19 protein-coding genes and 1 riboswitch are annotated in these 22580 nt (G+C 64.3%); of the genes, 14 read left to right on the forward strand and 5 right to left on the reverse strand.

The window, feature by feature from the left end; genetic code table 11:
* Positions 1-399: 399 nt before the first annotated feature.
* Positions 400-1095, forward strand: a complete 696-nt coding sequence (gene lipB / locus RCO24_RS16070) for a lipoyl(octanoyl) transferase LipB (RefSeq protein WP_308963526.1) — start codon at positions 400-402, stop codon at positions 1093-1095.
* A gap of 117 nt (positions 1096-1212) precedes the next feature.
* Here the strand turns inward: lipB and RCO24_RS16075 are convergent, their stop codons facing one another.
* On the reverse strand, positions 1213-1581 hold the full coding sequence (locus RCO24_RS16075; RefSeq protein ID WP_308963527.1) for a hypothetical protein: 369 nt from the start codon (positions 1579-1581) through the stop codon (positions 1213-1215).
* A gap of 269 nt (positions 1582-1850) precedes the next feature.
* On the opposite strand from RCO24_RS16075, the gene RCO24_RS16080 reads away from it, so the two are divergent.
* Entirely contained in the window at positions 1851-2702 is an 852-nt protein-coding gene (locus RCO24_RS16080; protein WP_308963528.1) for a LysR family transcriptional regulator, read from the forward strand.
* A gap of 172 nt (positions 2703-2874) precedes the next feature.
* Here RCO24_RS16080 and RCO24_RS16085 read toward each other — a convergent pair whose 3' ends face one another.
* From RCO24_RS16085 to RCO24_RS16095, 3 genes are all read right to left on the reverse strand, one after another.
* The gene (locus RCO24_RS16085; RefSeq protein ID WP_308963529.1) at positions 2875-3150 is read right to left on the reverse strand and encodes an acylphosphatase; all 276 of its coding nucleotides are present in this window, start codon (positions 3148-3150) and stop codon (positions 2875-2877) included.
* A gap of 114 nt (positions 3151-3264) precedes the next feature.
* Complete coding sequence (locus tag RCO24_RS16090) at positions 3265-5283, reverse strand: acetyl/propionyl/methylcrotonyl-CoA carboxylase subunit alpha (protein ID WP_308963530.1); 2019 nt, start codon at positions 5281-5283, stop codon at positions 3265-3267.
* Positions 5284-5525: 242 nt separating this feature from the next.
* The gene (locus RCO24_RS16095; RefSeq protein WP_308963531.1) at positions 5526-6533 is read right to left on the reverse strand and encodes a hypothetical protein; all 1008 of its coding nucleotides are present in this window, start codon (positions 6531-6533) and stop codon (positions 5526-5528) included.
* Positions 6534-6831: 298 nt separating this feature from the next.
* Here RCO24_RS16095 and gltX point away from each other — a divergent pair, with 298 nt between their 5' ends.
* Positions 6832-8202, forward strand: coding sequence for a glutamate--tRNA ligase (gltX, locus tag RCO24_RS16100; RefSeq protein WP_308963532.1), 1371 nt, complete (start codon positions 6832-6834; stop codon positions 8200-8202).
* Positions 8203-8255: 53 nt separating this feature from the next.
* Here the strand turns inward: gltX and RCO24_RS16105 are convergent, their stop codons facing one another.
* Complete coding sequence (locus RCO24_RS16105; RefSeq protein WP_308963533.1) at positions 8256-9407, reverse strand: DUF2865 domain-containing protein; 1152 nt, start codon at positions 9405-9407, stop codon at positions 8256-8258.
* Between the two features lie 519 nt (positions 9408-9926).
* Here RCO24_RS16105 and cysS point away from each other — a divergent pair.
* The 11 genes from cysS to RCO24_RS16160 all read left to right on the forward strand — a co-directional run bounded on the left by cysS (position 9927) and on the right by RCO24_RS16160 (position 22441).
* Entirely contained in the window at positions 9927-11348 is a 1422-nt protein-coding gene (gene cysS, locus RCO24_RS16110) for a cysteine--tRNA ligase (RefSeq protein WP_308963534.1), read from the forward strand.
* A gap of 123 nt (positions 11349-11471) precedes the next feature.
* Positions 11472-11963 carry a GNAT family N-acetyltransferase gene (locus RCO24_RS16115; protein ID WP_308963536.1) on the forward strand — a complete coding sequence of 164 codons (492 nt, stop codon included), beginning with the start codon at positions 11472-11474 and terminating at the stop codon, positions 11961-11963.
* A 15-nt stretch (positions 11964-11978) separates the two neighbouring features.
* A complete protein-coding gene (cimA, locus tag RCO24_RS16120) occupies positions 11979-13589 on the forward strand; it encodes a citramalate synthase (protein ID WP_308963538.1) in 1611 nt (536 codons plus the stop codon).
* A 125-nt stretch (positions 13590-13714) separates the two neighbouring features.
* Positions 13715-14578, forward strand: a complete 864-nt coding sequence (locus RCO24_RS16125) for a pentapeptide repeat-containing protein (protein WP_308963540.1) — start codon at positions 13715-13717, stop codon at positions 14576-14578.
* Between the two features lie 306 nt (positions 14579-14884).
* Positions 14885-16111, forward strand: coding sequence for an aminotransferase class I/II-fold pyridoxal phosphate-dependent enzyme (locus RCO24_RS16130; protein ID WP_308963541.1), 1227 nt, complete (start codon positions 14885-14887; stop codon positions 16109-16111).
* Between the two features lie 15 nt (positions 16112-16126).
* Complete coding sequence (locus RCO24_RS16135) at positions 16127-18814, forward strand: DNA translocase FtsK 4TM domain-containing protein (RefSeq protein ID WP_308963543.1); 2688 nt, start codon at positions 16127-16129, stop codon at positions 18812-18814.
* 425 nt (positions 18815-19239) lie between these two features.
* Positions 19240-20025: an outer-membrane lipoprotein carrier protein LolA gene (locus RCO24_RS16140; protein WP_308963545.1), complete on the forward strand. Its 786-nt coding sequence runs from the start codon at positions 19240-19242 to the stop codon at positions 20023-20025.
* A gap of 517 nt (positions 20026-20542) precedes the next feature.
* Positions 20543-20875, forward strand: coding sequence for a hypothetical protein (locus RCO24_RS16145; protein WP_308963546.1), 333 nt, complete (start codon positions 20543-20545; stop codon positions 20873-20875).
* Between the two features lie 30 nt (positions 20876-20905).
* Positions 20906-21238 carry a YARHG domain-containing protein gene (locus RCO24_RS16150; RefSeq protein ID WP_308963548.1) on the forward strand — a complete coding sequence of 111 codons (333 nt, stop codon included), beginning with the start codon at positions 20906-20908 and terminating at the stop codon, positions 21236-21238.
* 294 nt (positions 21239-21532) lie between these two features.
* Positions 21533-21847, forward strand: a complete 315-nt coding sequence (locus RCO24_RS16155) for a hypothetical protein (RefSeq protein WP_308963550.1) — start codon at positions 21533-21535, stop codon at positions 21845-21847.
* Positions 21848-21951: 104 nt separating this feature from the next.
* Positions 21952-22060: riboswitch (TPP riboswitch) on the forward strand.
* Positions 22052-22441, forward strand: a complete 390-nt coding sequence (locus tag RCO24_RS16160) for a hypothetical protein (RefSeq protein ID WP_308963552.1) — start codon at positions 22052-22054, stop codon at positions 22439-22441. It overlaps the preceding riboswitch by 9 nt.
* Positions 22442-22580: the final 139 nt, after the last annotated feature.

Below are 22580 nucleotides of genomic sequence, written 5' to 3' on the forward strand. Positions count from 1 at the left end.
TTTCCCGGAGCACATCAGCGCTCTGGGAGCCCGCGGAACTAACAGAGGGCGACCGGGAAGGCAAGCCCGAAACGACGGCCGTCCCGGAGGGGCCGGAAAGCCGTATGAACGGGGTAGGCGGCAGGATCGCGAAATGCCCGAAACACCAAGCCGCGAGCCCGATACCGAGGCTCCAGCCCGCCCGGTGCGACATCGGGGCCGAACACCTCCTGCACCCCATTTTCGATAGACCATCGTCGAAGCTGGCGACATCGCGCTCCGAACCGCCCATTCGCACTCTATATATGCAATCGAGGAAACGTTCGCAGTCGTTGGCCGCGCTTCCGATAGAGATTGAGAAACCCGCACGGTCCGCAACGGCGTCCCATCGCGGCAAGCCCGAAGACAAGAGCGTCATCCATGATGGATTTCGATAGAAGCCCGGTCGCGTGGATGGTGAGCCCGGGGCTCACCGACTACCCGTTTGCCGTCTCCACAATGGAAGAGCGCGCCGCCCAAGTCCGCCAGCGGCAAGCCTCCGAGGCGATCTGGCTCGTGGAGCATCGCCCCCTCTACACGGCCGGCACCAGCGCCCGCGCGCTCGACCTCAGAGATCCGAACCGCCTGCCCGTCTTCACCACCGGACGCGGAGGGCAATACACCTACCATGGCCCTGGCCAGCGCATTGCCTATGTGATGCTGGACGTTCAGCAGAGGTTCGGCACCGATGTCCGCGCCTTCGTCGCAACGCTGGAGCGCTGGATCATCGACAGCCTCGCCTCACTCGGGATCACCGGAGAGGTCCGCCCGGGCCGGGTCGGCGTCTGGGTGGTGACGAATGGCTCGTCCGAACGAGCAGCCTCGGAGAGCAAGATCGCCGCCATCGGCATCCGCATCAGCCGGGGCGTGAGCTATCACGGCATCAGCCTCAACGTTGCTCCCGACCTCTCCCACTACGACGGCATCGTACCGTGCGGAATTTCCGATCACGGGGTCACGAGCCTCGGCGATCTCGGCCGCACCACCGCGATGAAAGATGTGGATATGTCCCTCAGGCAGTCCTTCGAACGCCATTTCGGACCGACACACGAAGCCTCCCCCCCATCGCGAGCCTGATTTCGGAGCCGTAAAACGTATCGAAATGGAACGCGGGGCGCATCGCTTGCAGCCCAAAAGAAAACCCGGCCCCGCAACAAGCGGGACCGGGCCTCTATTCACTACAACGGATCTCTTCTACGGACGCGAGTTGGGCCGAGAAGGCTGGGCGTCATTACCTAACGCAGGTTCTGACGGCACCCCCACCTCATCGTCGTAGAGCTGGCCATCCTCGATCGACGTAATTTCCGAGCCCTCAAGCTCGAACGGGTCTTCTCGACTGGCGCCGAGCCGGATCAAGCACCCCTTCTGACAAATCCCATCAAGAACCGCATTCGGCTTGAGAATATGGTCTTTTTGGGAACTTCCCTCGATGACGGTGACCGTTTGGTCCCTGGCATCTCGATTTGTGATCGAAGCCGCCTGAGCGGCTGAGGTGGACAGAAGCAGAGCGATCAGGAACCCCGGAATGACGCGATCAGATGACACAACCAACTCCGAGACCACGTGGCAGAAACTCTTTACTTCTTCTTCTTCGCAGCGGGCTTCTTTGCAGCAGCTTTCTTCGCGGCGGGCTTCTTAGCAGCTTTAGCCATCTTCGTTAGTCCTTCCATTGAACGCCCAGCGTGGGCTGAGCCGAATCTGACCCGACTCACGACGGGCCGATCGTCAATGTGGTCAGAATCAATCCGAGCTTCAAACGGAAATTTCCGGTGACTGATATCGAAGATTTCGATAGATAGCTCGAAAGCGTCTCTGCGCAATGCGAGCGGCATATGGATATCAATCTCGCGCGTACGTTTCTGATGGTCATCGAGACCGGCAGCTTCATCGAAGCTGCGGTGAAGCTCAACATCACTCAATCCACAGTTTCAGCGCGCATTAAGGTGCTCGAGGATCTCCTGGGGCGCCCGCTTTTCGAGCGTTCGAAGTCCGGCGCGGACCTCACCGCAGCCGGCGAGCAGTTCAGAAAGCACGCCCTCGCGCTCGTGCGCGTATGGCAGCGGGCCCAGCTCGAAGTCAGTCTTTCGGATCAGCACCGCGATCACCTCGCGATCGGCGCCACCATCGGATTGTGGCAGGGATTCCTGTTGAAATGGGTTGCGCGGCTACGCACGGAGACCCCCGATATCGCCGTTTCTGCCATCTCGGCGCCATCCACGACCCTCACCCAGCGCCTGATCGAGGGAACGCTCGATCTCGCGGTCATGTACCGGCCCATTCAGCCGCCGGGGCACGTCGTCGAGCATCTGTTCGACGAAGAGTTCGTCTTGGTGACCAGCGCCAAGCAGACGAGTCGCAGGGCCGGCGCCAGCGATTACGTCTTTGTGGATTGGGGACCGGACTTCCAGCAGGACCACGCCGCCGCCTATCCGGAGCTCACCAACCCGGGCCTGCATCTCGACCTCGGATCGGTCAGCATCGAATATCTGCTCGCCAACGAGGCCTCCGGCTACTTCCCGTCCCGTATCGTCAAGCATCACCTGGCGCGCGGCCGTCTGCGCCAGCCAAAACGCGCGCGCCGTTTCGTCTATCCGGTCTACATGGTCTATCCGGAAGCCCGTGATGAGGACACTTACGAGCTGATCATCCACGGCCTGCGCGCCGCCGCCGCCCGTCTCGGCTGACCCGTTCGATTGTCATTCCGGCCAAGCGACGGCCTCCAGCGGAGCCCGAGCACCGAGCCGGAACACAGCGCAAAGCTTCTATCACCCGAGACTTCTCGCGCCTTCGGCAACTTCTGCGCCGGGTTCGGCTCTCGAATGACGATAGGGGCTCCTAGACGACAGCAAACACGCTCTAAGCCGTCTCGCGCTGCTCGAAGCCGGTGAACGTTCCAGCCTCCACCTCGAGCAACAGCACCTGAGAGACATCGGACATCTCCGGGCCCCGCCGGCAGCGCGCAATCATAGTGTCGACGGCTTCGGCCGGTCCCTGGAAGACCGCCTCGACCGATCCGTCGCGACGGTTGCGCACCCAGCCCGTGAGCCCGAGCGACAACGCGGTCCGCCGCGTCCAGGCCCGATAGCCCACGCCCTGTACGCGCCCCTCGATCCTGACATGCTCCGTCCGCACAGCCTCGCCCTGCCTGCTACCTGCCCAAAATGAATGACGCCTCCCTCTCCGGCAAGGAGAGGGAGGCGTCGAACGATCTCATCGTGCAAAATCGCGAGTGTCTCGCGCTATCCCTTATGCGAATTCGAGGATCACCGCGTCCACCGCAAGGCTGTCGCCCGGCTTCGCGTTGACCTTCTTCACGACCCCATCGCGCTCAGCCCGGAGGATGTTCTCCATCTTCATGGCCTCCACGATCGCCAGCGCATCGCCCGCCTTCACCTCTTGTCCTTCGGCGGTATTGATCGCCTTGACGAGGCCCGGCATGGGGCAGAGCAGGAACTTCGACATGTCCGCTGCCGCCTTGACCGGCATCAGCGCCACCAACTCGGCTTCCTTCTCGGTGTAGACGTAAACCGGGCTCTGGATACCGCGATAGGAGAGCGTCGCGCCATTCAGGATCGGGCGAACCTGCACCGACACCGTCTTGCCGCCGACCTCGCCGCGCCAAACCGGCTCACCGGCCGCCCACACCGAGCTGACCGTCAGGGTCTTCGCCGGGGCACCACCGGCGCCGATGAAGCTGACGTGCAGAAGCTTGCCCTCGGACCCGGCAACCTCGATCGTCTGCCGCTCGCCGCCGATTTCGACAACGCGGCGCTTGGCGAACGTCACCGCGCCGTTCGTCATCTGGTGGCTGATCTCGCGCCGGCGGATGTTGTGAAGATGATCGATGGCCGCCGCGACGGCTGCGAGCACGTCGCGCTCCTCGCCCTCCGCCTTGCGCGGCCTGAAGCCCTCCGGGTATTCCTCGGCGATGAAGCCGGTCGAGAGGCGCCCGTCGCGCCAGCGCGGATGCTGCATCAGCGCGGTCACGAACGGTACGTTGTGCTGGATGCCGTCGATATAGAAGGCGTCGAGCGCCTCGGCCTGCGCGTCGATCGCCGCGATGCGCGTCGGCCCGTGCGTCACGAGCTTGGCGATCATCGGATCGTAATACATCGAGATCTCGCCGCCTTCGTAGACGCCGGTGTCGTTGCGCACCGTAAGCCCGTCCTTCGAGCCTTCGACGGGCGGGCGATACTTAACGAGGCGCCCGATCGAGGGCAGGAAGTTACGGAACGGATCCTCGGCATAGACGCGGCTTTCCACCGCCCAGCCGTTGAGCTTCACGTCCGCTTGCTTGAGCGGCAGCTTCTCGCCAGCCGCCGAACGGATCATCATCTCGACGAGGTCGACGCCCGTGATCAGCTCCGTCACCGGATGCTCGACCTGGAGGCGCGTGTTCATCTCGAGGAAGAAGAAGCTCTTGTCCTGTCCGGCCACGAACTCGACGGTGCCAGCCGAATCGTAACCCACGGCCTTCGCCAGCGCGACGGCCTGCTCGCCCATGGCGCGGCGCGTCTTCTCGTCGAGAAGCGGCGAGGGCGCCTCTTCGATGACCTTCTGGTTGCGGCGCTGAATCGAGCACTCGCGCTCGCCGAGGTAGATCACGTTGCCGTGCTTGTCGCCGATCAGCTGGATCTCGATATGGCGCGGATCGACGATGAACTTCTCGATGAACATGCGGTCGTCGCCGAACGAGGCCTTGGCCTCGGAGCGCGCCAGCGGGAAGCCTTCCTCGACTTCCTTGCGGTTGAAGGCGATGCGCATGCCCTTGCCGCCGCCGCCGGCGGAGGCCTTCATCATGACCGGGTAGCCGATTTCCTCGGCGATCTTGATGGCGTGCGGGGTGTCGGCGATCTCGCCCATGTAGCCGGGGACGGTCGACACCTTGGCCTTGGCGGCCGCCTTCTTGCTTTCGATCTTGTCGCCCATGGCGGCGATCGCCTTGGGATTGGGGCCGATGAACACGATGCCGGCCTTCTCGAGCGCGATCGGAAACGCCTCGCGTTCCGAGAGGAAGCCGTAACCGGGATGAACGGCCTCGGCTCCGGTCTGCTTGCAGGCCTCCACGATCTTTTCGATGATCAGGTACGACTGGGCGGCCGGCGGCGGCCCGATGTGCACCGCCTCGTCGGCCATCTCGACATGAAGCGCCTCTCTATCGGCGTCCGAATAGACCGCCACGGTCTTGATGCCCATCTTGCGCGCGGTCTTGATCACGCGGCAAGCGATCTCGCCGCGATTGGCAATGAGGATTTTTTTGAACATTAGCCCTTGGCGCCCTTTTGAATCTCGAAAGAGTGTCATGAATGTCGGGAGAGGAAGGTCGATACGGCTCTTCTAGACTAAACCCGGCGAGCCCGTAAACCGCGATAAATAGCGGCCGGCAGGCTGGGCATGACAGATTTTAGTCGGGATTTGGGCCGGGCTGCCCCGCACGCGGCATTATGGCCGCGGGCATTGCCTGCCCGCGGCACGCGGCCGGAAACGGTAAACGCCTGATGGAAGGCTTAGGCTGCCCAGCCGCCGCGGGCGACCACCCTCTGGATCTCCCAGTCTTCGCCGATCAGGCATTCCCGGCTGAGATGATCCATAACGGCGGCTTCGATCGGCGCGCGCGAGAGCCGCGAGAAGACGAGGTCGGAGAACCAGCCGGCGTCCTCGGTCACGATCGATTCCCCGGTCACGATCTCGATCCGCTGGCGTTCGAGACGGGCAAGCGCCCGCTCCTCGACCGACTGGCTGTGATAGTCGAAGCGCAGGGTGCCGAGCGAAAGCGCCACCTGCTCGTCGAGCGCCGCCGGCGGTTCGGCGGCAACGCGCGGCCGGAGCGCCACCGAGCGCGGCGGAACCGAATAGCCATGCTCGGAAAGGATTACGTTCGCGATCGCCTTGGCAAAAAGATCCGTCCAGGCGGCCGGAACCTGCCGGCCTGCGATCGCTTTGTTTACGCCGATCAGAATTTCCATCTCGGCCCGCGTCAGCGGCAACGCGCTGTCACCGCCGAACGCATTGAGAATGGTCCGGAGAAGCGCGATTTCCCCCTCTCCGATGGAGCCGGGCACCGCGCCAAGCTGGCCGTAACCCTGGCCGTTTCTCAGCGGCCCGTAGCCGTGAATGACCGCACCGGCCACCTGGTCGAGCGCGAAGGTCGCCAAGCTCAACGGGAACCAGCGGGCCTTTCCGAGAATGCTGACCAGAAGATCGAACTCGGCTCGGTTGGCGATCCATCCGTCGGTCGCAAGCTTGCCGATGAGCCAGCGGCTCTTCTCGGAGGTGATGTATCCCTCCGGGCCGCTCTGATTCAGAATGTAGTCGGCGATGACCTCGACCAGGAAGCCGCTCCACGACGGTGCCTGGATCGGGCAGCTCCGGTTGAGGCGAAGCAGCGCCTCCGCCTCGTTCTCATGGACGTGCGGATCCTCGGCAAAAGCCCTGATCATCCGGGTAACGTCGCTGTCCTTGATGCTGCCGCGAAACTCGAAATCCTCAACTGGAACAGACTTGACCACGCGCATCCGACTTCCCCGCCCCGAGCACTTCACTAGCTCTGAACGTAGGAAACTAGTCTTACCAATAACCTAAGATGTGTCCCCGATTGAACGCGCCCGCCCGAGTGCGCCCCCAGTGTGACCCAATTGCCGCGTTTGCCCCCTGGCTCCCAGGGGCGGCTGGCTGACCTCGGCGCCGCCCCAGCCGCCACGACCGCCAGGGCTTGAGTTCTCGGTCGCGGGCGATAGGGTGGCGCCGAATCCGATCGTCACCGGATCGCCATCGCGCCCAGCGCCGCGCCAGCACGCCGAGACCGTCCGCACCATGAAACCAACCGTCCGCTTCGCCCCGAGCCCCACCGGCCGGCTCCACATCGGCAACATCCGGACCGCAGTGCTGAACTACCTTCTCGCGCGCCGGGCCGGGGGCACCTTTATCCTGCGCCTGGACGACACCGATCGCGAGCGCTCGACCGACGCCTTTGCCGAAGGCATCCGGACGGATTTGCGCTGGCTCGGCTTCGAATGGCAGCGCGAGGAGCGCCAGTCGGACCGGATGGCCCGTTATGCCGAAGCGGCCGAAGAACTGAAATCAAAGGGCCGGCTCTATCCCTGTTACGAAACCGAGGACGAGCTCGACCGCAAAAGAAAGCGCCAGCTCGGCCGCGGCATGCCGCCGATCTACGATCGCGCCGGTCTCAAGCTGACCGATGCGGACAAGGCCAAGCTCGAAGCCGAAGGCCGCCGGCCGCACTGGCGCTTTCGCCTGGACAACACCAGCGCCGAGAGCGGCCTAGCCCCGCTCCCCACCATCGTTTCGTGGAACGACCTCATTCGCGGCGATCAGACCGTCGACATCGGCTCCCTGTCCGATCCCGTGCTGATCCGCGAGGACGGCACGCCGCTCTATACATTCACGAGCGTCGTCGACGACATCGATTTCGCCATCACCCACATCGTACGCGGTGAGGATCACGTCACGAATTCCGGCGTCCAGATCTCGATCTTCGAAGCCCTCGGCGCCGTCCCGCCCGCATTGGCCCACCACAGCCTGCTGATTGGCGCCGACGGGCACGCCCTGTCGAAGCGCCTCGGCACGCTTTCCATCGAGACATTCCGCAGCGACGGCCTCGAACCGATGGCGATCCTGAGCCATGCGGCGCTCGTTGGCACATCAGATGCCATCGAGCCCCACGCCAAGCTCGAAGAGCTTGCGGCTCTGTTCGACCTCGGCAAGATCTCGACCGCACCCGGCCGTTTCGATGTCGAGGAGCTGAAATCTCTCAACGCCAAACTGCTCCACAAGACCGCTTATGAAGCTGTGGCCGAACGATTGCAGGGTATGGGCATCTCGGGCGGCGCTGCATTCTGGGACGCCGTGCGCGGCAACATCACCTTGGTCGGCGACGCGCGCGATTGGTGGACCGTCGTTTACGCCGAAATCGACCCGGTAATCGAAAACATCGATCTCACGACCAAGGCCGCCGGGCTTCTGCCTCCCGAGCCCTGGGACGCAACCACCTGGGGCGCGTTGACGGCGAAGGTGTCCGCCGAAACCGGCCTCAAGGGACGGGCGCTGTTTCATCCGTTGCGCTTAGCGCTCACCGGGCGCGAGGCGGGGCCGGAGCTGAAGGCCCTCCTCCCGCTGATCGGCCGCAGCCGAGCCGAAACCCGCCTGCTGGGAAAACGCGGATAGCCCAGGCACGAAGCCCAGGCAAAACCACCCAAATTCTCGATTGCAGAAACGCCTTACTGTGGCGTCGTCGACCAGGGCAGCGTCTCACCGCTTCCTTGCGGCGCTTGAGCCGGCGGCGGCTGTGCAGCCGGATTCGCCCCAGTGGGGCTTTGCGAGACCCACCCGCCGGCATCGCCAGTTGCACCCGGCACGGGCGAACCGGGCGGCGGCGTATACTCCGCCATCTTGCAGGAGCATCCCTGCACGTATTCCTTGCGGTAGCGGAACGCGGTCTTGAGCTGCGTGTATTGCACGTTGCTGCGAGCGGCCACCGCCTGCTCCATGCCCGCGCCCGGGTTCTGATGGTAATAAAGCTCGGCCGGCGCCGCGCACTTCGACTGGCACACTTCTTCGTCGCGCTGGAAATGGTTCGGCAGAGTCGAGAAGCTCACCGGAAAATAATAGCCGTCGCACAGCCGGACGCAGACGGTCCGGTAAGTTGCATAGGGCAGCGATCCGAATCCCGATCCGCCACCGCCGGAGCTGCTCTCTTCATCTTCCCAGAACGCGGACAACCCGCCGCCGCTTTGCTTGCGGGCCTGTTGCTGGTAGTTCGCGCCGCAATTGTTGCGGGCAAGCTCGCGCACGATTTCGTCCTGATAGGACCGCCCGGATGAAGATCCCTGCAGCTGCTGAAGCTGCACTTCAAGATCCTCAATCCGCTGCCGCGTGGCGTCCGCCTGGTTGGCGAGATCCACGCACCGCCGCGTACGCCTCAGCGTCTTGGAGAACAGAAAATATTCGTAGCAGTCGCTGCGATCGAGCTGCTGCTTGTGGCCGCGATAAGTCTGCTCGGTCTGCCGAAGCTCGTTCTCGACCATCGGAATGAGATTGCGGGACTCGCTGCCGCGCTGGCCTTCCTGGACCAGGCGCTGCTCGAGCTGAAGACAGATCGGGCTCCGGTTGCCTCCGCTCCAATTGCCCTGCGCTTGCGGAGGCGGCGCCTGCTGGGCCGGATCCTGGTAAACGGGCTCGCGCGGAACCGGCGCCTGTCGCTGCTGAGGTTGATTGTCGTTGAACGGCCACCAGCTTTGCGCCAGGGCGGGCACGGCCACGCTGCCGGCGAGCAGAATGCCAGCCAGCGCGGCATACGCCGTGCGCTTGTCGACTTTGGTCGCGAAGCTGAAAACCGCGCGCCCGCGTCCGCTGTTTTTAGAACCTTCCATCGACCCCATCGATTACCAAGGGTCTCAACGCCCCTGACATGGCCATGTCGTTCACTTGACTACGTGACCCAGCGCATAGATGCCAAAGCGCATTCCGGCAAGAGGCACGCGAACGCCTAAGGCCGTTCCGGGATTGAACTAAAACCGCAAAGACCCTAGGGGGTCAATGCGGGAGAAATGCGGCGTGTCGCCCTTTCCCTTGGTTTTTCGGCGGAAACCCGCGCCAAGGCCGCCGCTTGACGGCACCGATACGTCCAAGCATAACACCCGCCATGAGAACCACGCCGTTGAACATTGCCGTCGCCATCTGCTGCGGCATTATTATTTCGAGCTAGTCCACACCGGCTGGCGCGCGGCCCCGTTCTTTGCCTCATGACAAGACAGAGAAACGCCCCGCCAGACGGAGGGGACGCCTGTGCACGTGGCCTGATCCGCTACGGCAAGGGCAAAGCGCGGAACGGACACGGCTTGGGCATGGAATGACCGGGCGGGCCCCGCCGGAGCATGAGGAGAGAACGCGTGTCGCTGACGCTTTATAATACGCTCTCGCGGCGCAAGGAGACGTTCCAGCCGATCGATCCGGCACGCGTCCGCATGTACGTCTGCGGCCCCACCGTCTACGACTATGCCCACATCGGCAACGCGCGCCCCGTCATCGTCTTCGATCTCCTGTTTCGCCTGCTCCGCCATGTCTACGGAGCCGACCACGTCACCTACGCGCGCAACATCACCGACGTCGACGACAAGATCAACGCACGCGCCGCCCAGGACTTCCCGAAGCTTCCGTTGAACGAAGCCATCCGCCGCGTCACTTCCGCCACCGAACAGCAGTTCCACGACGACATCGCGGCCCTGGGCGTCCTGCCGCCGTCTGTCGAGCCGCGCGCCACCGAGCACATCGAGGAAATGAAGCAGCTCTGCGACGCGCTCGTCGCCCGCGGCCACGCCTACGTCGCGGAAGGTCACGTCCTGTTCGACGTCTCGTCGATGGCCGACTACGGCAAGCTGTCGAACCGCTCCCTCGAGGAGATGGAGGCCGGCGCCCGCGTCGAGGTCGCGCCCTACAAGAAGGGCCAGATGGACTTCGTGCTGTGGAAGCCATCCAAGGCCGGCGAGCCGGCCTGGCCCTCTCCGTCCGGCATCGACATCCCCGGACGCCCCGGCTGGCACATCGAGTGCTCGGCCATGTCGGAAAAGCACCTCGGCCCCGTGTTCGATATCCACGGCGGCGGCATCGACCTCGTCTTCCCCCACCACGAGAACGAGATCGCTCAGTCGCGCTGCGCCCACGGCACGCCGGTGATGGCGAACCTCTGGATGCACAACGGCTTCCTGATGGTCGAGGGTGAGAAGATGTCGAAATCGCTCGGCAACTTCATCACCATCAACGAGCTGCTCGAAACCAAGAAGTTCGGCGCGAGCCCCTGGCACGGGCGCGTCATACGCCTCGCCATGCTCGGCACCCATTACCGCCAGCCCATCGACTGGACCGCCGATCGGCTGCTGCAAGCCCGCGCGACGCTGCTCGATTTCGCCGATCTCGTATCGGGTGTGGAACCGGCTGCCGCCCCGAACGCGGACGTCATCGCCGCTCTTTCGGACGATCTCAACACACCAAGTGCGCTCTCGATCATCCACGGCCTCGCGAAATCCGCGCGCCGCAACGCCGATACAGCGGCCGAACTCAGCGCCACGCTTGCCTTCATGGGCCTTTACGGCGGCGAGACCCGCGACGAGCTGAATGTCGGCGTCGAGGCCGTTGCCGTCGACGCAGCAAAGGTCGACGCTCTCGTCGCCGCGCGCTTGGCCGCGCGCAGGTCTAAGGACTTCAAGGAATCCGATCGTCTCCGCGACGAGCTGGCCGCCATGGGCGTCGCCTTGAAGGATGCCAAGGATCCCACGACCGGCGAGATCGTCACCACCTGGGAAATCGCCCGATGAGCGACTGGCGCAAGGACACGCCGTTCCCACGGCACTGGCTGTTCTACGTGGCAGTCAAGATCGCCATTCTTGCGCTCGCCTTCTATCTCGCCCGCGCCCACGGCTATATCTGAGCGTACACCCATGACCGCATCTTTCCCGCTCCGTCCGTTCCTACCCGCCGACACCATGGCGCTGCGCGAGCTATTCGCCCAGAGCATCGAGGAACTGACCGCCGACGACTACGACGAGGACCAGCGTGTCGCCTGGGCCAGCACCGCGGCCGACGCGGAAGCCTTCGCCAAGCGCCTCGGCGCCATGGTAACGCTCGTTGTCCAGGTCGAGGGCGAATATGCGGGCTTTGCCTCTTTGAAGGACAACAACATCTTCGACATGCTCTATGTTCACCCCTACTTTGCCGCACAGGGCGTGGGCTCCGCTCTGGCGGACGCCGTCGAAGCGCTCGCCAAGGGACGGGGCGCAACCGAGATCACGGTCGAAGCGAGCGACACGGCCGAGCCATTCTTCGAAGCCCGCGGCTATGCAGCGACCCAGCGCAACATGGTGCCCCGCGACGACCTCTGGCTCACCAACACGACGATGAAGAAGCAGCTCGTCGCCGCGAACGACGGCTGAGACCCGAGACGGACAATGACCAAGGAACGCCTTTATCTGTTCGATACGACCCTGCGAGACGGCGCGCAGACGACGGGCGTTGACTTCTCGCTTGAGGACAAGCGGCGCATCGCGGCCCTCCTCGACGACCTGGGTCTCGACTACGTGGAAGGCGGCTATCCCGGCGCCAACGACACCGATTCCGAATTCTTCAAGTCGAAGCCCGCATTCCGCCAGGCCCGCTTCACGGCTTTCGGCATGATCAAGCGCGCCGGCCGCTCGGTCTCGAACGACCCCGGCCTGCAGGCGCTTCTCACATCCGCCGCCGACAGCATCTGCCTCGTCGCCAAGTCCTGGGACTATCACGTCCGCGTCGCGCTCGGCATCTCGAACGAGGAAAACCTCAAGGGCATCGACGAAAGCATTCGCGCCGTCGTCGCCTCCGGCCGCGAGGCGATGCTCGATTGCGAGCACTTCTTCGACGGCTTCAAAGGCAACCGCGACTACGCCCTCGCCGTCGCCAAGACGGCTTATGACGCCGGCGCCCGCTGGGTCGTGCTGTGCGACACCAACGGCGGAACGCTCCCGCACGAGGTGGAGCGCATCGTCGCCGAAGTCGCGCGCCACGTCCCGGGCAAGAACCTCGGCATCCACACCCACAACGACACCGACAACGCCGTCGCCAACACGCTGGCCGCCGTGCGCCAGGGCTGCCGCCAGATCCAGGGCACGCTGAATGGCCTCGGCGAGCGCTGCGGCAACGCCAACATGACCTCGATCATCCCGACGCTGCTCCTGAAAAAGGACTTCGCCGAGAACTTCGAGACCGGCGTCACACCCGAGCGCCTGCGCACGCTGACCCACGCAAGCCGCGTGCTCGACGAGTTGCTGAACCAGGCGCCGAACCGCCACGCGCCCTATGTCGGCGACAGCGCCTTCGCGACCAAAGCCGGCATCCACGCCTCCGCGATCGTGAAGGATCCCGAGACCTACGAGCACATACCGCCCGAAGCCGTCGGCAACGAGCGCCACCTCTTGGTCTCGAAGCAGGCCGGCCGCTCGAACGTGCTGGCCTCGCTCGAACGCCTGGGCCTCGCGACCGACAAGGACGACCCGCGCATTCAGTCCCTGCTCGATGAGGTGAAATCGCGCGAGAGCGCCGGCTACGCCTACGAATCCGCCGACGCCTCCTTCGAGCTGTTGGCGCGCCGCCACCTCGCCGACGTGCCGCATTATTTCTCCGTCGACAGCTTCCGCGTCATGGTCGAGCGGCGCCACAACGCGTTGGGCGAGCTCGTCACCGTGTCGGAAGCGACGGTGAAGGTGTTCGTCAACGGCGAGAACGATCCGCTCTGGTCGGCCGGCGAGGGCAACGGCCCGGTCAACGCCCTCGACCGCGCGCTGCGCAAGGACCTAGGCCGCTACCAGAAGCACATCGAGAGCATCGAGCTGGTCGACTACAAGGTGCGGATCCTGACTGGCGGCACGGAAGCGATCACACGCGTGCTGATCGAAACCTTCGACAACGCAACCGGCGAGCGGTGGCTGACCGTCGGCGTGTCCCCCAACATCATCGATGCAAGCTTCGAGGCGCTTCTCGATTCCATCAACTACAAGCTCTTGAAAGACGGAGCCACGGCGGCCTAGCTCAGGAAAATTGCCCTACCCTCGCCTCGCCGCCCGTGGTTACGTCGCGCCTCGTCTTTCGAAACGAAGTTCGCGGCCCTCGATCAAGCCAAGGGAAGCCGCGCAAGCACCGGAGCAACCGCGCCATGCGCGCCAACCCAGCCAGCCGCTTCATCACGCTTGCCCTGGCGTTCGCCGCCGCGGCGCCCGCGGCCGCCGACGATCTGCCGAGCTACACCACGCCGGGTGCCCCTGCTTCGGGCGCCGAACAAGCGGTCAAGCTAACGGCGCGCGCGGTGACGGAGCGCCTGTTCAAAGCGCCGGCTGGCACGCGCCCCGATCTGAAGTCTGCCGACCTCAACAGCCTCGATCTCGCCGAGCTCGATTTCAAGGCGGCAGAGCTTGCGGGCTCCAACCTTTACGCCGCAGATCTGACGAAGGCCCACCTCGCCGGCGCCTCCCTCGTCGGCGCGGTTCTCGACCGCGCGACGCTCACCGCCACCGACTTTTCGAATGCCGACCTGACCGACGCCCGCATCCTGCGCCCGACCATCTTTACGTCCCTCGAAGTGGCGACCAACGAGGCTCCTAAATTCCGGGGCGCGAAGCTCGTGCGCATGCGCTCGGACGGCATGTTCGAGCGCGCCGACTTCTCGGGCGCCGACCTGACCGGCGCCGTGCTCGGCCGCTCCGCCGTTCGCGAGCCGGCGGTCAACTCGCCCGCCAGCCTGTCGAGCGCCAACTTCACGCGTGCGATCCTCAAGGAAGCGAAGTTGCCCGGCACTTCGCTCGCCTACGCCCGTTTCATCGAAGCCGATCTGCGCGACGCCAACCTGCGCGGCTCCAATCTGACCCGCGCCGATTTCACCGGAGCCGACCTTACCGGCGCCGACCTGACCGGCGCCAACCTCGACGAGGCCGATCTGCGCGGTGCCAAGGGCCTCGACAAGGTCACCGGCCTCACCTCCGCCACCAACTACGACCGCGCCCAGCGCGACCCCATCCCCTGATCACGGCCCGGCAAGGCCGCGGACCACGATTAAACCCGACTGCCCTCCAACAGTGTCATCCTAGGCCCTGTGCCTCGGATCCAGCGGACAACGCACCGCCACCTCAAACGGCACGCCCTCCGTCACCGCTTGCGCGCGTGGAAGGCTGGATCCTCGGCATAAAGCCGAGGACGACAGTGGCAGCTCATTGCCCCCACTCCCGCGTGCCGAATGCCGATTGCCGACATACGGCCTGCCTGCTGCCCGCCACCCTCTGCCTCCGTTCCTGCCTGTTGCCCGCTGCCCGCCGCCCGCCTAAAACACGGCATGTCCGACACACTCTCCCTTGCCGCGCTCGCCGACGGCACCATCCTGTCCCCGTTCTCGCGCCTGCGTCAGCTGCTCGACGGCGTCGCGCCCGGGCACGCGAAGCCGATCGACCTGACACTCGGCGAGCCGCGCGAGACGATGCCGCCGTTCGTCGCCGCCAAGATCGCCGAAGCCGAAGCCCTGTTTGCGAAGTACCCGCCCATTCGCGGATCGGATGAGTTGCGCGCCGCCATCGCCGCCTGGATCGGCCGCCGCTTCAATCTCGAAGGCATCGTTGATCCCGCAACCGAGATCCTGCCCTGCAACGGCTCCCGCGAAGGGCTGTTCTATGCGGCCTTCCCCGCCGTCGGCCGCAAGCAGAAGCAGGGGCTCGCCGAGCGTCCGGCGATCCTGATGTGCAATCCGTTCTATCAGGCCTACCTCGGCGGCGCGTTGGCCGCCGGCGCCGAGCCGGTGTTCCTCGATGCCACCGCCGCCACCGGCCATCTGCCCGATCTCGACGCGCTCGAAGCCGACCCGGCCCTGCTCGCGCGCACGGCGGCGCTCTATCTCTGCTCGCCCGCCAATCCGCAGGGCGCCGTCGCCAGCGAGGCCTACATCGCCCGTGCGCTCGCCCTCGCCCGCACCCACGACTTCATGCTCTTCTTCGACGAATGCTATTCGGAGATCTACAGCGGCGCCCCGCCGCCAGGGGGGCTCGAAGTTGCAGCCAAAACCCCGGAACGCTTCCGCAACCTCGTCGTGTTCAATTCCCTGTCGAAGCGCTCGAACCTCCCCGGGCTGCGGTCGGGCTTCTCGGCCGGAGACGGCGGCTTCCTCGCCACCCTGTTCGAGGTTCGGAACCTGATCGGCCCCCAGATGCCGGGCCCCACCCAGCACGCCTCGGCCGCCGTCTGGGCCGAAGAGCAGCACGTGACCGCCAACCGGCTCGCCTATAGCCGCAAATATGATGTGGCCGATGCCGTCCTCGGCGACCGCTTCGGCTACCGGCGCCCGGCCGGCGGCTTCTTCCTTTGGCTCGACATGAGTCAAATCGGTGACGGCGCTCACGCCGCACTAACCTTATGGAAACGTTTCGGAGTCAAGGTGATACCCGGTGCCTACCTGGCTCAGACCGGACCCGACGGAACCAATCCCGGCGCGAATTACATTCGCGTGGCTTTGGTTCACGACGAAGGAACGATCAGGGAGGCGCTCGAACGGTTGGTTCATGTATCTGCGTAAAAGACGTTCGGCCCCATGCCCTCAGTTGCGTCCGTTAATGGACATGATCGTCAGCGCCTATTGCCGCCCGCTCTCGAGGCCCGCCTAATCGGCACCCTCGGCCGCGGATGCGGGCTGCTGCTCCTCGCCACCCTGGCCGCCGCTTGGGCCAGCATGGTGACGTGGTCCGTAACCGACCCTAGCCTCACGCATGTCACCGGCGGTTCCGTCCGCAACGCGCTCGGCGCACCCGGCGCCATCATCGCCGATCTTTTGATCCAGACCCTCGGCCTCTCGGCTGCCATCGCTCTTTTGCCCCTGATGATCTGGGGCATCGAACTCGTATTCGCAGAGCAGATCACCGGGCTTCGCGCCAAGATCACCTATTATCCGTTCGCAGTGCTCGGCATGGCCGGCGCCGTGAGCGCGTTTCCGCTTGCCGCATCCTGGCCGATCTCGCGCGGCTACGGCGGCATCCTGGGCGACGTGCTGTTTGACGTCACCTCGTCCCTGCTCCGCTTCATCAATTCCGAGACGGCGGCCATCGCAGCCGTGATCCTTCTCGGCGGCCTCGGCCTGTCCGCACTGTTACGCACGCTCGGTTTCAGCAACGACGACGTCATGCGCTGGACCCGCCGCCGCCCGACTTACGCGACCCAGTCCGCGCAGCCCGCGTGGGCGGCCGCCGCACCCCATCACGAGATCATGCCTCGCCTCGATCAGCCGCGCAGCGGCGGCCTGATGGCGGCCTTCGGCGCTCTGCGTCCCTGGACACTTCGCGCACCAACGTCACACGACGATTACGGCGCGTCCGAACCGGTACTTCCCGGCATGTTCGCCAACGCGCGCCAACCGTCAGCCGAGCCGCGTCGGCCTGGCTACGGCGCAGCCCCCTTCGATGCGGATCACGACGCCTTCGACCACGACGCGCCCGAGACTTTCGGGCACGACGAACACGAGACCGACATGGGCGACCCCGCCCTTGAAATCTCGAGCCGTGCCATCGCCGAGCGCTTTGCCCCGGCCAACGGCCGGCCCATTCCGCGCGAGCCGTCTCCCGCCGATCAGGATCTGCCCCGCATCGTGCGTGACGCAGCCGCTGCCCGCGCGCCCGCTCCCGTTCCGGCTGCGAAGCCTCAAGAAGCGCCGCGCCGTCCGAAATCCGGCCTGCTGCGCGCCGTCAAACCGCGCCGGGCCGACCCCATATTCAAGCGCCCTCAGCCGTCGATGCTGAAGAAGAGCCCGCCATCGAAGGCCGGCAGCGAATTTTCGCAGACGGTTCTGCGCGGCACCGCGCGCCTCCTCGAAGACGTGCTTGCTGATTTCGGCGTCAAAGGCGAAGTCCGCGACATCAAGCCCGGCCCCGTCGTCACCTTGTTCGAGCTGGAACCCGCGCGCGGTACCAAGGCCACGCGCATCATGGCGCTCGCCGACGACATCGCCCGCTCCATGAGCGCCACCAGCTGCCGCGTCGCCGTGATCCCCGGCCGCAACGTCATCGGCATCGAGCTGCCCAACAGCCGCCGCGAGATGGTTGGCCTGCGCGAGCTCCTGGAAAGCCCGACATTCGCATCCGCTGACGGCGTGCTGCCGCTGACCCTCGGCCGCTCCATCGGCGGCGAGCCCGTCATCGCCGATCTCGCGCGCATGCCCCACCTCCTGGTCGCGGGCACCACCGGCTCCGGCAAGTCCGTCGGCGTCAACGCGATGATTTTGTCGATCCTGTTCCGCCATACGCCGGAGCAGTGCCGCTTCCTGATGATCGACCCGAAGATGCTCGAGCTGTCGATCTACGACGGCATCCCCCATCTGCTGACACCCGTCGTCACCGACCCGCAGAAGGCGGTCGGCGCATTGAACTGGGTCGTGGCCGAAATGGAAGAGCGCTACAAGCGCATGTCCAAGCTTTCTGTGCGCAACATCGAGGCCTTCAACACCCGCGTCAAAGGCGCGAGCGAGCGCGGCGAGCAGCTCGGCCGCACCGTGCAGACCGGCTTCGATCCCGGAACCGGCCAGCCGATCTACGAGCGTGAGGACATGGACCTCGCGCCCATGGCCTACATCGTCGTCGTCGTCGACGAGTTCGCCGATCTGATGATCACCGCCGGCAAGGATATCGAAACGGCAGTCCAGCGCTTGGCCCAGAAGGCCCGCGCCGCCGGCATCCACTTGATCATGGCGACGCAACGCCCGTCGGTCGACATCATCACCGGCACCATCAAGGCGAACTTCCCGACCCGCATCAGCTTCAAGGTGGCGTCCAAGATCGACAGCCGCACCATCCTGAACGAGCAGGGCGCCGAGCAGCTGCTTGGCCAGGGCGACATGCTCTACACGTCCGGCGCCGGCCAGATGCTGCGCGTCCACGGACCGTTCGTGTCCGACGATGAAGTCGAGGCGGTCGCCGCGTATCTGCGCACGCAGGGTGCACCCCGCTATATCGAGAGCATCGCGGACGCGCAGGAAGCCTCGTCCGGCGCCCAGCCCGGACACGCCGGCGGCGGCGAGGACGGCAACGACAGCCTCTACGATCGCGCCGTCGCCATCGTGCTGCGCGACCGCAAAGCCTCGACGAGCTATGTCCAGCGCCGCCTTTCGATCGGCTACAACCGCGCCGCCGACCTGATCGAACGGATGGAGCAGGAAGGCCTGATCAGCGCCCCGAACCACACCGGCCGCCGGGACATCCTGGCAGGCGACGGCCCCGCCCGCCATCAGGCGTAAGGCTTTTCCCTAGACCATGATCGCTTCGGGCCCACGCGCTCCGATCGTCGCGCCCCTTATCGGGCGCGGCGTGAATCGGCAGTGCAGGAAATGCGCTCCGATCGTCGCGGCCCCTATCGGGCGCGGCGTGAATCGGCAGCGCAGGAAAGGTCCGAAGCGATGAATCATCGGTCTCATCAAGAATCTAGAGCGGGATTGCGATCCGAAGAAAAGCAAACCTACCCTAGGTATGGATGTGACAGTCCCCAACGGGGAAAACTGCGCGCTTCTCCGCATCAAAGCTGGCGTGAGCAGGCTGATCCCGTTAGACCAGGGTCGCCGATCTGACCCTTCCGGCAAATCCGCCAACTTGTGGTCGCATTTGTCCGGTCAGACAACGAGACGTGCCTTCAAAGCTTCGGAGGCGGGGGCTAGTGAGACGGAACATGAAGACATTCGAGTTGCTCGCTGCAGCGGGATTCGCGCTTGCGGCCATGACGATATCCCTGCCTGTGCAGGCGGAGGATACGAAAGCGGCTCAACCCGCCGTCCCAGCTCCCGTGCCCGCCACGCGCCCCGATTCCAACACCACGCCTCCGCCCGCCGATGGAGGCGCCGCGGCCGTCGGCCAAGGCTCCGGCTGGAATGCCGAGGTCGCCACCCCAGGCGGCGGCATCATGCTGAATGACGCCCAGACCGACGTCGTCAAGAAGATCAACGGCTACTTCAATAACCTCGGCGATCTGAAGGGCGATTTCGTCCAGACAACTGCCGATAACAAGCGCATGAAGGGCAAGTTCATGGTCAAGCGGCCCGGCCGCTTCCGCTTCGATTATGCGCGCCCGTCGCGGCAGATCATCATTTCGGACGGCGAGTATCTCGCCATTCAGGATCTCGACCTCAACAACGAGGATCGCGTTTCGCTCGATCAGACGCCGTTCCGCCTGCTGCTCCGCAAGGATGTCGACCTGATCCGCGATGCCAAGATCGTCGAGGTTCAGGAATCGGACGACCAGATCGTACTCGCCATGCGCGACAAGAGCCCCGACGCTCCGGGCAAGATCAAGCTGTTCCTGTCGACGAAGCCGGAGCTTGAGCTCAAGGAGTGGCTGACGACCGACGCTCAGGGCCTCGATACCCGCGTCGAGCTGTCGCAGCTCTCGAAAACCGAAACCCTCGACGCCAAGCTCTTCAAGATCGAGGCCGTGAGCCTGAATAAATTCCATCCCTGAACGATGTCGAATTGATATTGAGGGCGAAAGCCCTTGCGCTTTCGCCTGCGCCGCCTAAATAGGCAGTGGACGGAAGCGCTTAAAACAAAGGCATTTTTGGCGCTTTCTTAAGGCCGACTCGCGGCCTTCTTGGGGATATCGGGCAAAAGTCAATCACGTTTTCGTGATATCTCTCGCTCCCCCCTATTGAAAGCTAGCGTGTTGCGCTTATGTCATTGTCAGTCAGGCGATGCCATATACATCGGTAGCTCCCCCCGTCTAACCGAGGCAATCGTCTGGAACGCCGGCTTCCCTCCCGGCGTTGCGCGCGAGAGCGCTAACACGCCCAGCCCCGCCCCCCGGGGTTGGGCGTTCTCGTTTCTGGGCGCGCTTTCTCTTTTGTTGCGGCCCTCGTTCCCAACATGAACGCCCGCTGAAGGCACCATTCAGTCCCGGTTCAAAGCCGTCCCGCTATCAGTTGCTTCATCGAACACCGGCATCGCGCCGGATACGAATGAAACACAACTGGAGACGGAACATGATCCGCATCACTTCGATCGCCCTCGCAGCTCTCATTGCGGTCCCGGCGATTGCCTCGGCCCACACGATCGAAGATCGCAAAGCGATCCAGGCCTACAAGATCGAGCAGGGTCGCAAGGACGGCTCCATCACCTGGCGCGAAGGCATCAAGCTGCGCGGCGAGCAGCGCAAGATCGAACGCACGGAAACCCAGATGAAGGACAAGGGCTACCTGAGCAAGCGCGACCGCCGCGAGCTGAGCCAGATGCAGAACAAGGCCGCCAAGCACATCTATGCCGAAAAGCATGATCGCTGGCACCGCGCCTGGTTCCTCCCGCGCGTTGGTCGCTAATCAACACGAATGCGATCCTGAGGTCGTCCGATGATCCGTTCTGCTCAATCCCTGCTGCCGGCTTCGGCCCTGATGCTCGCCGCGACAACGAGCGCGGCGAGCGCCGGCTGCCACCTGGTGGATTGCGTCGAAAACGTCTTCGTGACGCCGCAACAGCTGAAGACCAAAAGTTGCGAGGATCTCTGGATCCTTCGCAACTCGATCTGGAAAGATGCGGGGTATTGCTTCAAGACCCCGCGCGCCATCAAAGCCTTCGGCACGCAGGGCTGCCTGCATACCGACCAATCCGCCGTGCCCCTCAATGAGTATCAGCGACGCAACGCCGAAACGCTTCTTTCGGTAGAGACAGAAAAAGGCTGCTGACGACGCGTTTCCGACAGAAACGAACGGAGATGATCCGAGATGTTTTGTCCGATGAATGCGACCAGCCAAGAACCTCTCGCCAGTTGCGCCCGCTCCTCCCGATGAGCCGATCTCCCGATCGGCTCATTTTTTTATGCGCGCCCGATCGCGTTGATCAGGATGGAAACGCCACCCCGCGAGATGAACGCAGAATGACCGGAGCATTCAGAGCGGGTTCAAGGGGCCGAGCGCATCATCTCCTCAACGCTGGACAAACCGACGTGGGGTCGGCCAGCCGCAATAGGGAGACGCAATATGTTGAACACCAAGCTTCTGAAAGGCGCGCTCGCTGCCGTTGCCGCGCTCGTCGTCGTTTCGCCGGCACTCGCTGGCCCGGCCGTACCGATGAAGTTCGATCAATCGAAGGTCGAACTCGTCCGCTCGGACCGCGGCTACAATAGAGATCGTTACTACGGCAACGATCACTACAAGCCCTCGCCTTACGCCTGGAAGCACAAGAAGCGGCATTTCTTCGGTTGGCGTAAGCATCGTCATTGGGGCCCGAGCTACGGCTATGGATACGGGTACGGATACGATCGTCCCCATCACCACCATCGCGACTGGCGCTAAGCCGATCCGAACGTAAATCCTCCCCCTCTGGCCCGGCCTCAGCGCCGGGCCTTTTTTTGTGCGCGATTTGCCCTTGCGCCGCGCGGGAGAAAATCCGAAGCTCCCCATGTTCCAAGGGGCGCCGGATGACCGGCTGAGATCGCAGTGTGCCTGCGAGAATCCTTCGAACCTGATCCGGCTCATACCGGCGAAGGGATGGACGATATGTCAAACGCAGAGCTGATAGCCGGCTTTGCCGGCCCGCTATTCTTGGCGGTCGCGGCCGCACTTCTGGTCAACCGGCGCACGGTGACCGGATTGGTCACCGGCGTCTTGAACCGCCCCGAGTTTATTTTCTTTTCCGGCATTCTCACCCTGCTCGCAGGGCTCGCCATCGTACGCACTCATAACGTCTGGTCGGCCGAATGGACGGTGCTCGTCACTGTCATCGGCTGGTTGTGCGTGATCGGCGGGATCATCCGCATCATCTGGCCGGAGCGTGTCTCGTCGCTCCGCGAAGGCATGATGCGAGGCGAAAACGCCGTCACCGCCTGGGCACTCGTCACGCTGCTGCTCGGCGCGTTCCTCACCGCCAAGGGCTACGCGCTCGTCTAGCGCCGTCTCTTCTCCCATTCTCATTTTCTTGGAGCGCATTCCTATGAACAAGCCCGCACGTCCGTCCGAGATGACGCCGTTTCAGGTCACCACCGGCCCGCTGTCCGGCTCGCGCAAAATCTATTCGGCCCCGGCAGAA

Origin of the sequence: Hyphomicrobium sp. LHD-15, assembly GCF_031157355.1 — a bacterium.
Lineage (GTDB): Bacteria > Pseudomonadota > Alphaproteobacteria > Rhizobiales > Hyphomicrobiaceae > Hyphomicrobium_C.

Excerpts from the sequence above, each read along its gene's own strand:
- lipB (WP_308963526.1), top strand. The coding sequence starts at position 400 with ATGATGGATTTCGATAGAAGCCCGGTCGCGTGGATGGTGAGCCCGGGG.
- RCO24_RS16080 (WP_308963528.1), top strand. The coding sequence starts at position 1,851 with ATGGATATCAATCTCGCGCGTACGTTTCTGATGGTCATCGAGACCGGC.
- RCO24_RS16090 (WP_308963530.1), bottom strand. The coding sequence starts at position 5,283 with ATGTTCAAAAAAATCCTCATTGCCAATCGCGGCGAGATCGCTTGCCGC.
- RCO24_RS16095 (WP_308963531.1), bottom strand. The coding sequence starts at position 6,533 with ATGCGCGTGGTCAAGTCTGTTCCAGTTGAGGATTTCGAGTTTCGCGGC.
- gltX (WP_308963532.1), top strand. The coding sequence starts at position 6,832 with ATGAAACCAACCGTCCGCTTCGCCCCGAGCCCCACCGGCCGGCTCCAC.
- RCO24_RS16105 (WP_308963533.1), bottom strand. The coding sequence starts at position 9,407 with ATGGAAGGTTCTAAAAACAGCGGACGCGGGCGCGCGGTTTTCAGCTTC.
- RCO24_RS16115 (WP_308963536.1), top strand. The coding sequence starts at position 11,472 with ATGACCGCATCTTTCCCGCTCCGTCCGTTCCTACCCGCCGACACCATG.
- cimA (WP_308963538.1), top strand. The coding sequence starts at position 11,979 with ATGACCAAGGAACGCCTTTATCTGTTCGATACGACCCTGCGAGACGGC.
- RCO24_RS16125 (WP_308963540.1), top strand. The coding sequence starts at position 13,715 with ATGCGCGCCAACCCAGCCAGCCGCTTCATCACGCTTGCCCTGGCGTTC.
- RCO24_RS16130 (WP_308963541.1), top strand. The coding sequence starts at position 14,885 with ATGTCCGACACACTCTCCCTTGCCGCGCTCGCCGACGGCACCATCCTG.
- RCO24_RS16135 (WP_308963543.1), top strand. The coding sequence starts at position 16,127 with ATGCCCTCAGTTGCGTCCGTTAATGGACATGATCGTCAGCGCCTATTG.
- RCO24_RS16140 (WP_308963545.1), top strand. The coding sequence starts at position 19,240 with ATGAAGACATTCGAGTTGCTCGCTGCAGCGGGATTCGCGCTTGCGGCC.
- RCO24_RS16145 (WP_308963546.1), top strand. The coding sequence starts at position 20,543 with ATGATCCGCATCACTTCGATCGCCCTCGCAGCTCTCATTGCGGTCCCG.
- RCO24_RS16150 (WP_308963548.1), top strand. The coding sequence starts at position 20,906 with ATGATCCGTTCTGCTCAATCCCTGCTGCCGGCTTCGGCCCTGATGCTC.
- RCO24_RS16155 (WP_308963550.1), top strand. The coding sequence starts at position 21,533 with ATGTTGAACACCAAGCTTCTGAAAGGCGCGCTCGCTGCCGTTGCCGCG.
- RCO24_RS16160 (WP_308963552.1), top strand. The coding sequence starts at position 22,052 with ATGTCAAACGCAGAGCTGATAGCCGGCTTTGCCGGCCCGCTATTCTTG.